The sequence below is a fragment of the Vibrio ruber DSM 16370 genome, assembly GCF_900163965.1.
Taxonomy (GTDB): Bacteria; Pseudomonadota; Gammaproteobacteria; order Enterobacterales; family Vibrionaceae; genus Vibrio; species Vibrio ruber.
The window spans coordinates 57902-73049 of the sequence record NZ_FULE01000027.1 but is presented as its reverse complement, the minus strand read 5'-3'; the positions used below and the strand labels follow the sequence as shown (position 1 = coordinate 73049).

General features: G+C 45.6%; 13 protein-coding genes. 9 read left to right on the top strand and 4 right to left on the bottom strand.

From position 1 onward, the window contains the following. Positions 1-57: 57 nt before the first annotated feature. Positions 58-1401 (bottom strand): sodium-dependent transporter, encoded by a 1344-nt coding sequence (locus tag VR7878_RS09840; protein ID WP_077335723.1) that lies wholly within the window; start codon positions 1399-1401, stop codon positions 58-60. A gap of 668 nt (positions 1402-2069) precedes the next feature. Between VR7878_RS09840 and VR7878_RS09835 the strand changes: the two genes are divergently transcribed. From VR7878_RS09835 to VR7878_RS09825, 3 genes are all read left to right on the top strand, one after another. After that, a complete protein-coding gene (locus VR7878_RS09835; RefSeq protein WP_077335721.1) occupies positions 2070-4238 on the top strand; it encodes a methyl-accepting chemotaxis protein in 2169 nt (722 codons plus the stop codon). A 147-nt stretch (positions 4239-4385) separates the two neighbouring features. Then, on the top strand, positions 4386-5840 hold the full coding sequence (gene cls, locus VR7878_RS09830; RefSeq protein ID WP_077335719.1) for a cardiolipin synthase: 1455 nt from the start codon (positions 4386-4388) through the stop codon (positions 5838-5840). Positions 5841-5925: 85 nt separating this feature from the next. Then, on the top strand, positions 5926-7128 hold the full coding sequence (locus tag VR7878_RS09825) for a cystathionine beta-lyase (RefSeq protein ID WP_077335717.1): 1203 nt from the start codon (positions 5926-5928) through the stop codon (positions 7126-7128). Between the two features lie 86 nt (positions 7129-7214). On the opposite strand, the gene pspC is transcribed toward VR7878_RS09825, so the two are convergent. From pspC to pspA, 3 genes are read right to left on the bottom strand one after another with little or no spacing between them, the layout of a single operon-like run. Further along, the gene (pspC, locus tag VR7878_RS09820; RefSeq protein WP_370737079.1) at positions 7215-7634 is read right to left on the bottom strand and encodes an envelope stress response membrane protein PspC; all 420 of its coding nucleotides are present in this window, start codon (positions 7632-7634) and stop codon (positions 7215-7217) included. Next, positions 7594-7833, bottom strand: a complete 240-nt coding sequence (pspB, locus tag VR7878_RS09815) for an envelope stress response membrane protein PspB (protein WP_077335713.1) — start codon at positions 7831-7833, stop codon at positions 7594-7596. The genes pspC and pspB overlap by 41 nt, the downstream gene beginning before the upstream one ends. Before the next feature lie 12 nt (positions 7834-7845). Continuing rightward, entirely contained in the window at positions 7846-8520 is a 675-nt protein-coding gene (gene pspA / locus VR7878_RS09810) for a phage shock protein PspA (protein ID WP_077335711.1), read from the bottom strand. Positions 8521-8729: 209 nt separating this feature from the next. On the opposite strand from pspA, the gene pspF reads away from it, so the two are divergent. From pspF to VR7878_RS09780, 6 genes are all read left to right on the top strand, one after another. Next, on the top strand, positions 8730-9779 hold the full coding sequence (gene pspF, locus VR7878_RS09805) for a phage shock protein operon transcriptional activator (RefSeq protein ID WP_077335709.1): 1050 nt from the start codon (positions 8730-8732) through the stop codon (positions 9777-9779). A 121-nt stretch (positions 9780-9900) separates the two neighbouring features. Then, the gene (sapA, locus tag VR7878_RS09800) at positions 9901-11523 is read left to right on the top strand and encodes an ABC transporter substrate-binding protein SapA (RefSeq protein ID WP_077335707.1); all 1623 of its coding nucleotides are present in this window, start codon (positions 9901-9903) and stop codon (positions 11521-11523) included. Then, positions 11523-12485 carry an ABC transporter permease gene (locus VR7878_RS09795; protein ID WP_077335705.1) on the top strand — a complete coding sequence of 321 codons (963 nt, stop codon included), beginning with the start codon at positions 11523-11525 and terminating at the stop codon, positions 12483-12485. The genes sapA and VR7878_RS09795 overlap by 1 nt, the downstream gene beginning before the upstream one ends. Then, positions 12472-13359 (top strand): ABC transporter permease subunit, encoded by an 888-nt coding sequence (locus VR7878_RS09790; RefSeq protein ID WP_077335703.1) that lies wholly within the window; start codon positions 12472-12474, stop codon positions 13357-13359. The genes VR7878_RS09795 and VR7878_RS09790 overlap by 14 nt, the downstream gene beginning before the upstream one ends. Beyond that, entirely contained in the window at positions 13359-14354 is a 996-nt protein-coding gene (locus tag VR7878_RS09785) for a peptide ABC transporter ATP-binding protein (protein WP_077335701.1), read from the top strand. The genes VR7878_RS09790 and VR7878_RS09785 overlap by 1 nt, the downstream gene beginning before the upstream one ends. Then, on the top strand, positions 14351-15148 hold the full coding sequence (locus tag VR7878_RS09780; protein WP_077335699.1) for a peptide ABC transporter ATP-binding protein: 798 nt from the start codon (positions 14351-14353) through the stop codon (positions 15146-15148). The genes VR7878_RS09785 and VR7878_RS09780 overlap by 4 nt, the downstream gene beginning before the upstream one ends.

Here is a 15148-nt window from a genome sequence, read left to right as displayed (position 1 = left end):
TCATAAAAACACCTTCCCGAAGGAAGGTGTTTTAGCGCAAAATCTCAACCGTTCAAATCAGATTAACGGATAAGCAAACACCATAATGATCGCAACCGGACAAATAAAGCGGACATACCACGGCCAGATCTTCCAGAAAAATCCTTGTTCAATCTCCGGATAGCCTTGCTTAATTTCATTGAGCAGTTTATTACGGTTCCAAATCCATCCGACCAGAATCGCCCAGGCCACACCGAGCAATGGCTGCATATAAACGGTCGTCACATCAGCAACCAGACCAAAAAGCCGGCCAAAATTGAGGCAAATCACGATACTAATCAACAGAATCAAACCACCAATCAGCCAAGTTGCTTTCGCGCGGTTCCATCCAAGCTCATCCTGAGCACAAGATACCGGCACTTCAAGCATAGAAATTGAAGATGTCAGTGCCGCAATAACCATTAACACAAAAAAACCGAACCCGAGTAACACCCCGATATTCCCCATGGTTTCAAACATCGCGGGCAACACTTTAAAGACTAAATCCCCGGAGCTTTTCAGCGCACCACTTTCAGTGAAAATATCAACACCGTTGTTTTTCGCGACATACATGGCAGGCAGAATCAACAGCCCGGCAGAAAAAGCAACACCGGTATCAATCGAGGCAACTTGCGCTGCAATCTTGGGAAGATTGACATCTTTTTTCAGATATGAACCGTAAACCATCATTGAGCCGCATCCCAGTGACAAGGAGAAAAATGCCTGTCCCATCGCGTCAACAAATAATCCACCATGGAGTTGCGACAGGTCGGGAACTAAATACATTTTCAGTCCTTCCATCGCACCATCTTGAGTGCAAATATACAGAATCATCACCACAAACAAGACGAATAATAGCGGCATCAATCGCGTCGACCAGCGCTCTATCCCATCAGCAACGCCTCTCAGCACCACCAAAATCGTTAATAGAGAGAAAATAACTGTAAAGATTAGATTACGTGAAACCCCGAAATCGACTAACCAGTTTGAGGCTTGATGAAAACCAGCCAAATCAATTGTCGGAGCAATCGCATAGCTGACCAGCCAACCCGCCAGAATTGAATAGAAGCTCAGGATAAATGATGCAGTTACGATCGCAATCAGGCCGAATCCACCGGCCAGCGTACGATTTTTGGTCCAGATCGATTTTAACGATGAAATCGGATTTGCCTGCCCATGCCGCCCGATAGTCAATTCAGCCACAAGCATGGGGAATGCCAGCAAAAAGACCATCACAAGATAGATCACTAAAAAAGCAGCGCCCCCGTTACTTGCTGCTTTGGTGGGGAATCCCCAGACATTACCCAGACCGACCGCAGAGCCCGCGGCGGCCATAATAAAGCCAATTTTCGAAGAAAAATGACCTCTTGCATTACTTGCCATATTTTTATACCAATGTTTTTTTATACCAATGTTGTGTTTACACTGAATGGAATCTGGCGAGTGTAAAAAAAAATGTACACTCAGTAAAAATTCTACAGATTCACAAAGCGTGGCAAGTAAAACAGTTTGTCCTTAAAATTGGAAGGCTGAGCGGTTTTATTTATTGATAGTGTCCTATTTTATCGAGTTATATGCCGTTTTTTTAACCAAATTACTGACTATCTATCTTGGTAGAACCCCAAAATAGCCAACCTACAATACGCCCTCTTCCGTATGAATATGTCTTCAGTGACAGGGTAACGAGCTGAAACATCTCCCTCTCTTATAATTTAATATTATAAAAAATAGATATCACTCACACTTAATAACTAACAAAATATTATGAATCATGAAGACATTCACCTATGCTTAAACCAACAAGGCTGCTGGCTAGGCCACGGATCGATTTACAATTCATACAAAAATGCAATCAGTTTAGTATCCATCAGGCTATATTTAATTATCTATATTTACTCAATTTGAAAGGTTCGCCTCCATTTGAGTGAACTGTGGCTATAAGTATGAGTTTTCATCGCAGATTTCGTTCTGTAAAAGCCTGATTTACCAGTTCACACGGAGTGTAGATGCGCCACGAATAGAATTGGGATAATAATTCAGGGAAGCCGTTTATGACATTAAAATCGATTCAAACCAAGATAGCGCTCGCTGCCGGGATCTGTTTATTTATTACTTCCGGTATCCTTGTCGGATATGGGATTTATTCAACTTCAGCCACACAACAACTGGTTTCTAAACAAGTATCGACTATTGTCAAAACCATCACCATTAATAAACTCGAAGCCACAGCTTCTGACTATGCTCAATCGATTAGCCGCCGCCTTGAAAAAGGTCTCAACGCAGCTCGGACATTAGCAGAGGCCGCTTCAGCTTCAAAAGGCTATGAAGAATCTCACCGAACCACATTACTCAATCGACAATCATTCAATGATATGTTGTTGGGGATTCTGAAAAATAACCCGGATCTTAATGGCTCATATAGTTGCTGGGCTCCCAATGCTTTTGACAATCAAGACTATCTCAATGCAAACGGCCTGAACGGTAATAATGGAGAAACCGGACGTTATACCCCATACTGGACGCGCGATCAGTCCGGTAAAATTGATGTTCAGCCATTAGTTGAATATGACTCAACTGAAGCTCATCCGAATGGCGTCATTAAAGGCGCCTGGTATCAGGTTCCTGAAAAAACATTGCGTGAAGCCGTCACCGCACCACTGCCTTATATCGTCCAAGGCAAGAATGTCTGGCTGGCAACATTATCGGCTCCTGTGATTGTCAACGGAGAGTTCAAAGGTGTTGTCGGTACTGACTACAATCTTGATTTTGTCCAACAACTCAGCAAGCAAATTTCTTCTAAACTTTATGATGGTCATTCTCAAATCTCGATTCTGACAGGTTCAGGATTGGTCATCGCGGACAGTAAAAAACCAGAGTTCATTGGCAAATCAATCGACGGCTTGTTCGGAGATAAAAGTGATAACGTTATGTCCGTGATCCAGAAAAAACAGCCGTTAACCAATATCGATAATCAAGATAATCTCATCGAAATATATGTGCCCATTTCATTGGGCAATAGCGAAGTGACCTGGTTTATTCTGATTCGTGTCGATCAAGATCTGGTGCTGGAAAATGTGAATCAATTGTCCCAAGAACTTGCCGAAAACAATCAAAAAGATATGACCTGGCAAATTATCATCGGTCTGGGAATTACAGTGCTTGCAATTGGTGCCTTGTTCCTGATGGCCAGATCTTTAGCACGCCCGATTTTGGCCGCAGTCAATATGGCGCAGTCGATCTCCAGCGGACAGTTCCACAGCCGCCTCAATTATCACGCTGCTGATGAAGTCGGTCAGTTATCCAATGCACTGGACAATATGGCGGATAGCTTACAAAAACAAGTTTCAGTCGCTGAGCAGATTTCCCGCGGAGATCTCAACCTCACCGTTGAACTTGCATCCGAACAGGATCAACTTGGCCATGCTCTGGCACAGATGGTCAATGATCTGAATACATTAGTCAGTCAAATCAGTCACCGTTCAGGTGTGATCACGGAAAATGCCGATACCATTGCCGGACTGAGCCAGGATTTAGCCAACGGTGCCACCAATTCATCCTCGTCAATCACAGAAATCAGTGCCACGATCGCCCAGATTGCCGCACAAATCAAAGACAGCTCAGCTCGTGCCGAGCAAGCCAGCAACCTTTCACAGCAATCCCTGCAATCAGCAGAGAATGGCAATGAACTGATGAGTGAACTCAGAAGTGCAATGCAAGAAATCGAGTCATCAGGCAACGATATCAACCATATCATTCAATCGATCGAGGAAATCGCAGAACAGACCAATTTACTGGCACTGAATGCAGCTATCGAAGCCGCCCGGGCCGGAGAGCAAGGACGTGGTTTTGCTGTGGTCGCTGATGAAGTGCGCCAACTGGCAGCCCGCAGTGCGAAAGCCGTACAACAAACGGCATCGCTTATTGAAACCTCAGCGCAAAGAACAAAACGAGGAATTCAGCTCTCTGAACAAACCGCAACTGCTTTAGATCAGATCGTCCAGAGTATCAGTGAAGCCTCAATGTTAGTGAATGAGATAGCTCAGGCAGCAACGGAACAGGCAACCGGAGCAGAACAGATCAATTTAGGCATCCACCAAATTGATGAAGTGACACACCAAAACACCACCAATTCAGAACAGTGTGCTCATTCCGCTCAAGAACTCACCGAGCAATCAGAACAGCTCAATGCTTTAATTCAACAGTTTAAACTCAGAAACTAATCCCATAATGGGAAAATAAAAATCCTCATACGACACAGAGTGCTACCATCAATTGTAACAATTGATGGTAGCCTGTGAATCTTGCTTCCCTAAACGGGACTTTCACTTTAATATCCCTGAAGAAATAAGACAGATATACAACGGTATATGGATAAAATTTATCACATCCTCACTTTAGTCAGTATTGGTATCTATTGGTTACTTGTCGCACTTGTAACATTTCGAATCGTGTTTAAAAAGAGAGCGGTCAGTGTCTCTTTGGCTTGGCTGATGGTGATCTATATTCTGCCGATTCTCGGCGTATTCTGCTATTTCCTGTTCGGGGAACTGAATCTGGGCAGAAAAAGGGCTGAGCGCGCCAAAGCAATGTCGCCTTCTTTCGGAGAGTGGTTTACGCAACTGAATCACTGTCAGGCTCATATTACAGAGAATATGGGGGCGCACATCTATAAAATCGATGAACTCTGTAATCACCGGATGGGGATTCCGGCACTGAGCGGAAACACCCTTGCCCTCCAGCGCGATCCAAAAGTGATACTGAATTCAATTATTACTGATATTGAGCAGGCGCAGCGTTCTATCCGGATGGTCTTTTATATCTGGCATGTCGGCGGATTAGCAGATGCCGTCGCCTCAAGTCTCATTCAGGCGGTGAAACGAGGGGTCAATGTCAAAGTCCTGCTGGATTCAGCCGGGAGTCACCGCTTTATCAAAAGCCACTGGTATCAGATGATGAAAGATGCCGGCATCCAGATTGTTCAGGCACTGGAAGTGCGTCCGTGGCGGATTTTTCTCCATCGCCTTGATCTCCGCCAGCACCGAAAAATTATTGTTATCGATGATACGGTGGCTTATACAGGTTCAATGAATCTGGTTGATCCGGCATTTTTCAAACAGGATTCCGGTGTCGGGCAGTGGGTTGATATTATGGTACGCCTCACCGGGCCGACCGTGAATGTGCTGGCAGCGATTCATTGCTGGGACTGGGAGTTTGAAACCGGTGTCAGAGAATTTCCGCAAATTCCACAGTGCCGCATCGATGACGGTTTACCACGCCATCCGATTCAGGTGGTACCCTCCGGGCCGGGAATGCCCGAATACTTGATTTCTCAGGCACTGATACTCGCGATTCACCAATCCAATCAATCCATCAGAATCACCACCCCTTATTTTGTGCCCAGTTCTGAACTGCTTTCGGCACTGAAAACCGCAGCCCAGCGCGGTATCCGCATTGAACTGATTATTCCTCATAAGAATGATTCAACGATGGTCAAATGGGCTTCTCGCTCTTATTACGGGGAATTACTCGATATCGGGATCGCCATCTATGAGTTTTATGGCGGCCTGCTCCACACTAAATCCGTTGTTATCGACCAACAATTTTGTCTGGTCGGCACCGTGAATATGGATATGCGTAGCCTCTGGTTAAATTTTGAAGTCACACTGGCTGTTGATGATATTGAATTTACCCAAAAACTATCCCGGTTACAGGATGAATATATTGAGCAATCCTACCCCGTCACCGATGAGGAATGGCAAAAACGCCCCCATTACAACCGACTTTTGGAGCGGATTTACTACCTTTTCAACCCATTATTATGATGATTTTTTTCGTCTCGGGGTTGAAATACACATCTCTCCCATGTTTTAAATAAACAATCACTGATTCTGCCTCAAAGGACTTTGCATGTCAGAAGGAAAAAAAACCAAATTTGTGACCACTGGACGCAATAAAGAATGGACACAAGGTGCGGTGAATCCACCGGTTCAACGTGCCTCCTCAATTATTTTCGATTCCGTCTCAGCCAAAAATCACGCGACGATCAACCGAGCCGGGAAAACGCTGTTCTATGGTCGCCGCGGCACCAATACGCATTTTGCATTCCAAGAGGCCATGACTGATATTGAAGGCGGAGCCGGATGTGCACTGTACCCTTGTGGTACAGCCGCGATTACCAATGCGATTCTCTCATTTGTATCAAGCGGTGATCACATCCTGATGGTAGACACTTGTTATGAGCCGACCCGGGATTTTTGCGAAAAAATCATGAAAAAAATGGGGGTTGAAACAACCTATTACGATCCAATGATCGGTAAAGAGATTGAATCCCTGATTCAGCCTAATACGAAGATTTTATTTACTGAATCACCGGGCTCGATCACCATGGAAGTTCAGGACATTCCGACGCTGTCACGGATTGCTCACGCACATGATATCATCGTAATTCTCGATAATACTTGGGCCGCTGGCGTAAATTTCTCCCCCTTCGAGCATGGGGTGGATATCTCTGTGCAGGCTGCAACGAAATATATTGTCGGTCATTCCGATGTGATGCTGGGTACTGCCGTCGCCAATGAAAAATGCTGGGATCAACTGCGTGAACAAAGTTATCTGATGGGACAGTGTGTCTCACCTGACGACGCCTATTTAGGTTTGCGCGGTATCCGTACCCTCGATGTGCGGCTCAGACAACATGCACAGAGCAGTTTAAAAATTGCCCGCTGGCTGGCTGAACGTCCGGAAGTTGATCACGTGCGCCACCCGGCACTGGAAACCTGCCCGGGACATACCTATTTTCAACGGGATTTTACCGGCGGAAACGGCTTATTCTCATTTGTATTGAAAACCAGTCATCCCCGGGCAACAACCGCTTTGCTCGATCATATGCAACATTTTAGCATGGGGTATTCATGGGGTGGGTTTGAAAGTCTCATCCTTGCCAATGAACCGAAAAGTTTTGATGCATTACGGACGGTCGCTCACCCGCATTTCACCGGAACACTGATTCGGATTCACATCGGCCTCGAAGATACTGATGATTTAATTGCCGATCTGGAAGCAGGTTTCCAGCGCTATCAAGCCGTGCTCGACTCGCTTTCTGATGAGTAAAACGATTTTTTGACCAGGCGTTCTCCGGTGTTGAATACAACACCGGAGGCTCTGAAACCGGTTGGTAACCCGCCCCTGACGATAGCTTATAAATCCCGAAATGCCTTATTAACTTTGAACGCATCTGATGTTACGTAAGCCTCAATCCGACAGACTTTCATTTCAACTTTATCAAGTTCCTGCGTTAAATTATTGATCAGCTGATGTGCGGAAGCCCCCTGCTTCCATGGCCGACTTTTCAGCTTGTGATCACGTTGCATCTGAACCGTCTGCTCATAATCTTCCGGCTGTTTTTCTAACATTAAGCTGAGCGCAATATAAGCCAGAATCACCAAGAATCCACCGCCCAATAACGTGGCTGACAATACGATGATTCTGACTAGCCATGCTTCCAGCTCAAAGTAATTGGCGAGACCGGCACAAACCCCTGAAATTTTGCCATGGCGTGGATCCCGGTACAGAGATTTATGTTTCTTCATAATGTGACCTCCAGTTTGGCGTCTCATCATCGAGAATTTTTTCTAACGTATGAACACGCTGTTGCAGCGAGTCAGCTTTTGCCGACAAAGCCGCCAACTGTTCGTAGTCTTCCTGACTCAAACCACCTTCCGAGCGTTTTTTACTCCGATAGTGAAGGATAAGCCACAGAGGTGCCACCACCACCATAAAGACGATCAGTGGCACAGAAACAAGCATCACTAACATGGTTATTCCTTATTATTCTGATTCATTTTTTTTCAGCGCCTGTTTCAACTTCGCCAGCTCACTGTCAATTTCATCTTGTGCCTGAAGTTCGGCAAACTCTTGATCCAAATTCTTTCCCTGCCCGGTTTGCGCGTAAAGATCGGCTTCAGCTTCAAGTTCATCGACCCGTCTTGAAAACTGATCAAACTTTGCCATCGTTTCATCGGTTCGGTTCTGTTGCAGATGCTTTTGGACATCACGCCGCTTTCCCGCAGTTTGCGCACGAATCATCATCGCCTTCTGCTTGGCTCTGGTTTCGGTAATTTTAGTTTCTAGCTTCGTGATCTCATCCGCCAGTTTATCAAGTGTTTCTTCAACCAATGTAAACTCGGTTTTTAACCCTTTGACCATCTCCTGCAACTTCTGTTTTTCAATTAATGCAGCGCGAGCGAGATCTTCTCTCTCTTTGGTCAACGCCAGAGAAGCTTTTTGCGTCCACTCTTCAATCTGGCTTTCAAGTGACTCTATTTTTCTCAGCAGCTCTTTTTTGTCGGCCAGCACTTTTGCCGAATGGCTACGGACTTCCACTAAGGTGTCTTCCATCTCCTGAATAATCAGACGAATCATTTTTTCAGGGTCTTCGGCTTTATCAAGTAATGCACTGATATTCGAATTTACAATATCTGCGAATCGGGAAAAAATGCCCATATGATGCTCCTTTTGCTTACACGCTATATTGGTTCATGTGAATTGGTTTATGTGATATACCTGTTCAGACTATTCAAAACCTGTGCCATATTTAAAAATCCATAAAAATCAAACAATTGATAACAACCCCCGTCATCATCTTCAATGATATTTGTATTTATGACCACTTTTTGGTTAATCTGACCACTGTTTGCATATTGGAACAACTCATGGAAATTAATCTGATTGGTGAATCCCCTCATTTTCTGGCTGTGCTGGAAAAAGCATCTCATCTGGCGCAAATCAACCGACCGGTTTTGATTTTAGGAGAACGGGGCACCGGTAAAGAACTCATTGCTCAGCGTATCCATTATTTATCCCGGCGATGGGAACATCCGATGATTTCGCTCAACTGTGCCGCACTCGCCGAAGGTGTCATTGACTCTGAACTGTTCGGCCATGAAGCAGGCTCTTTTACCGGCTCAAAAGGACGTCACCAAGGCCGCTTTGAACGGGCAGAACATGGTAGCCTCTTTCTTGACGAACTCGCAGCCGCCCCCCTGAATGTTCAAGAGAAACTGTTGCGGGTGATTGAATACGGGGAGTATGAGCGGGTCGGCGGTTCAAAAACGCTCAAAACCGATGTGCGCCTGATTTGTGCAACCAATGGTGACTTACTCTCCATGGCTGAACGCAACGAATTCCGCGCCGATTTATTGGATCGGTTAGCTTTTGATATTATTCATCTGCCACCACTCCGGGAAAGACCCGAAGATATTCTCCTGCTTGCCGAACACTATGCCATACGGATGTGTCATGAAATCGAACTCCCCTACTTTCCGGGATTTAGTCAGCAAGCCTGTGACAAATTACTCAGCTATCGCTGGCCCGGCAATATCCGGGAGTTAAAAAATGTGGTTGAACGCGCAGTCTACCAACATCGTTCAGTCGAGCATCCTATTGACGAGTTGGTACTGAATCCATTTCAACACCAGTGGCCGGCATCTTGCGACAACAACAGCGCTGTCAGAGCCACTGAGGAAACGGATATTCACACGGTGCAGACTCCGCCAACCCGTCAAGATACCCAGCACACAAATGATATCGTATTTCCCCTTAATTTCAGATCATGGGTAGACACACAAGAGTGTCACGTAATTACACAGGCACTGATAGAAGCTAAATATAATCAAAAAAATGCCGCTCAGCTGCTAGGATTAAGCTATCATCAACTAAGAGGTCTCATCCGAAAACATCAACTCACAACCAAAAATGAGTAAGTTATGAATCAATTCACTGTGTTTTTCATTGGTTCCCCTATATAAAAGTGGTAAATTAGCCGCTTGTTTGAGGCAGATTACCGTGGCTTAATAAGCCCCGCTTTATATATTCGCTTTTAAAATGAAAATACTGATAAAACTCACCTTGAGTTTCTGCGGTCTGGGACTCTTAACAGGCTGTAATGACCAGAATACCGATCATAGCGAAATCAGACAGACAGGCTTCGTCTATTGTGGGCAAGGTACGCCGGATACACTTAACCCTCAATTGGTTGATAGTGGCATTACTGCTGAATCCCTCGGCCCCCAAATTTATGACACGCTGCTCGTTCTTGATCCCCAAACGCAACGTCCTTCACCCAATCTGGCTGAACGTTGGACGGTGAATGAACAAGGCACAGTGTATACATTCTACCTCCGTCATCATGTGTCTTTTCAACAGACGAAGTGGTTTAGCCCATCCCGTAATCTGAATGCTGAAGATGTTGTATTTAGCTTTGATCGCATCCTGAGTTCATACAATCCATTTCATAATGTCGGAAACAGTAGTTATCCGTGGTTTGCCGGTATTAATTTCAAACATCTGGTTAAAAGTGTTGATGCACTGGATCCCTATACCGTGCAATTCACCTTACGACGACCTGACAATAGTTTTCTGGCAAATATCGCCACGACTCATGCTGTTATTCTCTCGAAAGAGTATGCCGATCAACTGGTTTACGCAGATGAGAAAGCGATGATCGACACCCATCCTGTCGGTACCGGTCCTTTCTATCTTGATGAGATGCAGGTAAGCGACTTCATCAGGCTAAAAAGACATCCACTCTACTGGAAAGGGCTGCCAAAAATGCAACAGGTTGTGTTTGATATTGCCCAGCGTGGTACAGGAACACTGGCAAAATTACTGCGTAATGAGTGCGATGTCCTCAGCACACCGATCTCAAGCCAAATTCCGATCATCGAACAGCAAAAGCATATTTCGCTCAGCTCTACCCCCGCCATGAATGTCTCGTTTATTGCGGTAAATACCACTCACCCGGCGATCAGTGATCCCCGCGTTCGTAAAGCGCTGAGTTTTGCCATTAACCGACAGAACATTTTGGACTCGGTTTATTATGGCACCGGCAGAATTGCCTATAACATTCTTCCCCCGACATCTTGGGCCTATCAAAAAGATGCGGTTCAGGTGCGTTATGATCGTAGTTATTCTGTAGGATTGCTTCGTGATGCCGGGTTCAGTAACGGATTGGAACTTTCCATGTTGGTGCCACTCGAACCGACCGCTTACAATCCGAGCCCACGTAAAACGGCGGAGCTCATTCAGGCAAACCTGAAAGATATTGGCATAACGCTTCACCTTGTCCCCGAAGAGCGGATTGACCGACAAAATCGCTCCGATTACGCTGATGTGGATTTATATCTGACCGGCTGGTCAGGACGAACCGGAGATCCGGATAGTTTTCTGCGTCCAATTCTCTCTTGTGATGCGAGACAAGAAGGTATCAATCTCTCTAAATGGTGCAATGAAGACTTTGATTTTCTCCTGAATCTTGCCTTAGAGGTTGACCGTCATCGTTACCGCCTCAACCTTTACAAACAGGCCCAAAATATTATTAACCAAGAGTTCCCGGTCATTCCGATCGCCCACGGAATGCAATTTAAGGCATATAATGACTCATTGACTGGTTTTCAGCTCAGTCCATTCAATGTACAGCCTTTTAATATGGTTGAGAGGATAAAATAATGCTTCTCTACTCAATCCGTAAATTTAACCTCTTTGTCATTACGCTGTTGATTCTGACGCTGGTCGGATACAGTATTCTTAGATTCGACCCTTATTCTCACTGGGCACTAGAGAGTTTCTGGCAAGGTTGGTTCACTTATGTGTCTGAAATCAGCCAACTCAACTTTGGCGTCAACCGCTCAGGAATACCCGTCATTGATGAATTAGCTATTGTCTTTCCGGCCACGCTGGAACTTTGTCTGTTTGCCTTTATGATTTCATTAATGATCGGCATCCCAATCGGGACAATTGCCGGTATGAAACAGGGAAAATGGATCGACACTGTCATTTCTTTTGTATCCATGTGTGGCTACTCTGCACCGATCTATTGGATTGCACTGATGTTGCTGCTGGTGTTCTCGCTGAATTACGAAATTTTTCCGGTCTCCGGCCGTTATGACCTGCTGTATAATATTAAGCATGTAACAGGATTTGCATTAATTGATGCTTTTATGTCCGAAAGTGTCTACCGCCCTCAGATTCTGCAAAGTGTCATTTCTCACCTGATACTCCCCTGTACCGTACTGGCGTTGGCACCGACGACTCAGGTCATCCGCTTAATGCGGACATCTGTCGCAGAGGTCATGAATCAGAACTATATCCGGGTCGCAAGAATCCGCGGCCTCTCGCAATATCAAATAATCAGAGAACATGTACTACGTAATGCAATTCCGCCGATTATTCCTAAGTTTGGTGTCCAGCTTTCAACTATGCTGACATTTGCGATTATCACCGAATCTATCTTTAACTGGCCGGGGATTGGCAGATGGCTGCTGGATGCTTTAGCCAATGAAGACTTAGTTTCGATTCAAGCCGGTGTAATTTCAGTTTCAACCCTTGTGCTTACCGCCAACATTTTATCTGATTTGCTCGGTGCCCTGATTAATCCGTTCGTAAGGAAAGCTTGGTATGCTAACAAATAATATCTATCAGGAAGAGCATATCCCAACCCAGTTCGAGCGGTTCTGGCGAAGTTTTCGTAACAACAATCTGGCAATGTTCGGGCTATGGTGCCTGCTTGCTTTGATCATTATTACTGTTTTCGCGCCTTGGATTACCCCACATGATCCTCAAGCACATACCAGTCATTTGCTCGTTCCTCCTTCTTGGGATCCGGCTGGCTCAGTCGAATATTTCTTTGGTACCGATGATCTCGGCCGGGATATTTTGTCTCGTTTAATTGAAGGAGCCCGGCACTCTTTTGGTAATGCGGTACTGCTGACTCTGTTCGCTACCTGTGTCGGTTCGATTATCGGTATCTCGGCAGGGATGACCTCCGGATTGCTTTCGAGTATTTTGAATCACCTGATGGACACCATCATGTCAATTCCATCACTGCTGCTCGCGATTATTTTTGTCGCGATTCTTGGCGTAGGTGAATCCAATATTCTGCTGGCAATCGGGCTGGCGCTGATTCCCCGGTTTATTCGTTCAGCTTATACCGCTGTCCATAATGAAGTCGGAAAAGATTACATTATGGCCGCCAGACTGGATGGGGCAAAAGATATTTACCTGCTTTGGTATTCTATTTTACCCAATATCTTATCAACCCTGGTGTTAGAGATTAACTTCGCCATGACGGTTGCTATCTTGGATATCACCTCTCTGGGCTTTCTGGGATTAGGGGCACAATCGTCCACTTCTGAGTGGGGCGCGATTCTCGGGGACTCCGTAGAACTGCTTTATCTCGCACCTTGGACGGTGGTACTCCCCGGTTTGACAATCATGTTTACGGTGATTATTGTCAATCTTGTGGGTGAAGGTGCTCGTCAATCACTCAATGAGGGGGTCGAATAATGCCAATACTGGATATTCGTCATCTGACGATTGAAATCGATACACCGCAGGGGCTTGTCAAAGCGGTTGATCGCATCAGTCTGACCATGAGTGAAGGTGAAATTCGTGGTTTGGTCGGTGAATCAGGTTCAGGTAAAAGCCTTGTAGCCAAAGCTATTGTCGGTGTATGTAAAGAAAACTGGCGAATTACCGCTGACCGGATGAGGCTGGGCAATATCGATTTGCTGCAACTGACGCCGCGGGAACGACGACGAGTGATCGCCCGGGATATTGCCATGATCTTTCAGGAACCTTCAACATGTCTTGACCCTTCAGATGAAGTCGGCAAACAGTTGATCGAATCCATCCCGTCTCACACATTTAAAGGCTCATGGTGGCAACGGTTTTCATGGCGTAAAAAGCAAGCCATTGCTTTACTGCATAAAGTCGGGATTAAAGATCACCATCGTATTTTAAAAAGCTATCCTTATGAAATTACTGACGGTGAATGTCAGAAAGTTATGATCGCAATGGCGATTGCGACCCAACCCAAATTGTTGATAGCAGATGAACCGACCAACGACCTCGATCCAATCACACAGTCGCAGATTTTGCGCTTGTTAAGTCGGATGAATCAGGTCAATAACACAACAATTTTGTTAATCGGACACGACCTGACCACCATTACACAATGGGCGCATCGGATTACCGTAATGTACTGTGGTCAGTCAATCGAGTCTGCAATGACGAATAATATTCTGGCAACGCCGAAACACCCATATACGGTCGCCCTACTGACGGCCATGCCGGATTTCAGTTCATCCATCCCGCATAAGCAGAAATTGAACTCACTGCCGGGATCAATTCCACCACTGCAACATCTGCCAATTGGTTGCCGACTGGGTCCAAGATGCCCTTATGCGCAACGCCAGTGTGTTGAGATGCCGAAAAGTCGCTGGATTAAGAATCATAAATACTCCTGCCACTACCCGCTGAATATGGAGGAGACACAATGACGATTCCGCTGTTAGAAGTTTCTGATTTATCCAAGACTTTTATCACTCGTCCCAGCTTGTTTAAGAAAAAGATTCATCATGCTGTCGAGTCGGTTGATTTCACACTGGAAGCCGGTCAAACCATTGGATTTATCGGACAAAACGGTTCGGGCAAGTCAACGCTTGCCCGCATGTTATCGGGAATGGTCGAACCGACAACGGGAGAAATCAGAGTCAATGGCGAACGTCTGGCGCATAAAGATTACGCGACCCGATGTAAGCTCATCCGCATGATTTTTCAGGATCCGAATACATCACTGAATCCTAAAATTCAGATCGGACGCATTTTGGAAGGGCCACTGAAGCGGAATACCGAAATGTTAGCCGACGCTCGCCAGAAGCGGGTGAAAGATACCTTGTTACGGGTTGGCTTGCTCCCCGAACATGCCTATTTCTATCCTCAGATGCTGGCTACAGGGCAAAAACAACGGGTGTGTCTCGCCAGAGCACTCATTTTGCAGCCATCTATTATTGTGGCCGATGAAGCATTAAATGGTCTCGATATGGCGATGCGGTCGCAGATCATTAACCTCCTGATGGAACTGCAGGACGAAATGGGGGTTTCTTTTGTCTATGTTTCCCAGCACCTTGGTGTGATTAAACATATCACCGATAAAGTCATCGTCATGCATGAGGGGAAAGTGGTTGAATCCGGCTATACCGAAAATGTCCTTTCGAATCCGCAACATATCGTCACACAACGGATGATCGAAAGTCATTTCAGTCGCATCCCAGAGTTTGGGACGGAAGAGTAA

Coding starts and splice junctions, on each gene's coding strand:
- pspB (WP_077335713.1), bottom strand. CDS start 7,833: ATGTTAGTGATGCTTGTTTCTGTGCCACTGATCGTCTTTATGGTGGTG.
- VR7878_RS09790 (WP_077335703.1), top strand. CDS start 12,472: ATGCTAACAAATAATATCTATCAGGAAGAGCATATCCCAACCCAGTTC.
- pspC (WP_370737079.1), bottom strand. CDS start 7,634: ATGAGACGCCAAACTGGAGGTCACATTATGAAGAAACATAAATCTCTG.
- VR7878_RS09835 (WP_077335721.1), top strand. CDS start 2,070: ATGACATTAAAATCGATTCAAACCAAGATAGCGCTCGCTGCCGGGATC.
- VR7878_RS09780 (WP_077335699.1), top strand. CDS start 14,351: ATGACGATTCCGCTGTTAGAAGTTTCTGATTTATCCAAGACTTTTATC.
- pspA (WP_077335711.1), bottom strand. CDS start 8,520: ATGGGCATTTTTTCCCGATTCGCAGATATTGTAAATTCGAATATCAGT.
- cls (WP_077335719.1), top strand. CDS start 4,386: ATGGATAAAATTTATCACATCCTCACTTTAGTCAGTATTGGTATCTAT.
- VR7878_RS09840 (WP_077335723.1), bottom strand. CDS start 1,401: ATGGCAAGTAATGCAAGAGGTCATTTTTCTTCGAAAATTGGCTTTATT.
- VR7878_RS09825 (WP_077335717.1), top strand. CDS start 5,926: ATGTCAGAAGGAAAAAAAACCAAATTTGTGACCACTGGACGCAATAAA.
- VR7878_RS09785 (WP_077335701.1), top strand. CDS start 13,359: ATGCCAATACTGGATATTCGTCATCTGACGATTGAAATCGATACACCG.
- VR7878_RS09795 (WP_077335705.1), top strand. CDS start 11,523: ATGCTTCTCTACTCAATCCGTAAATTTAACCTCTTTGTCATTACGCTG.
- sapA (WP_077335707.1), top strand. CDS start 9,901: ATGAAAATACTGATAAAACTCACCTTGAGTTTCTGCGGTCTGGGACTC.
- pspF (WP_077335709.1), top strand. CDS start 8,730: ATGGAAATTAATCTGATTGGTGAATCCCCTCATTTTCTGGCTGTGCTG.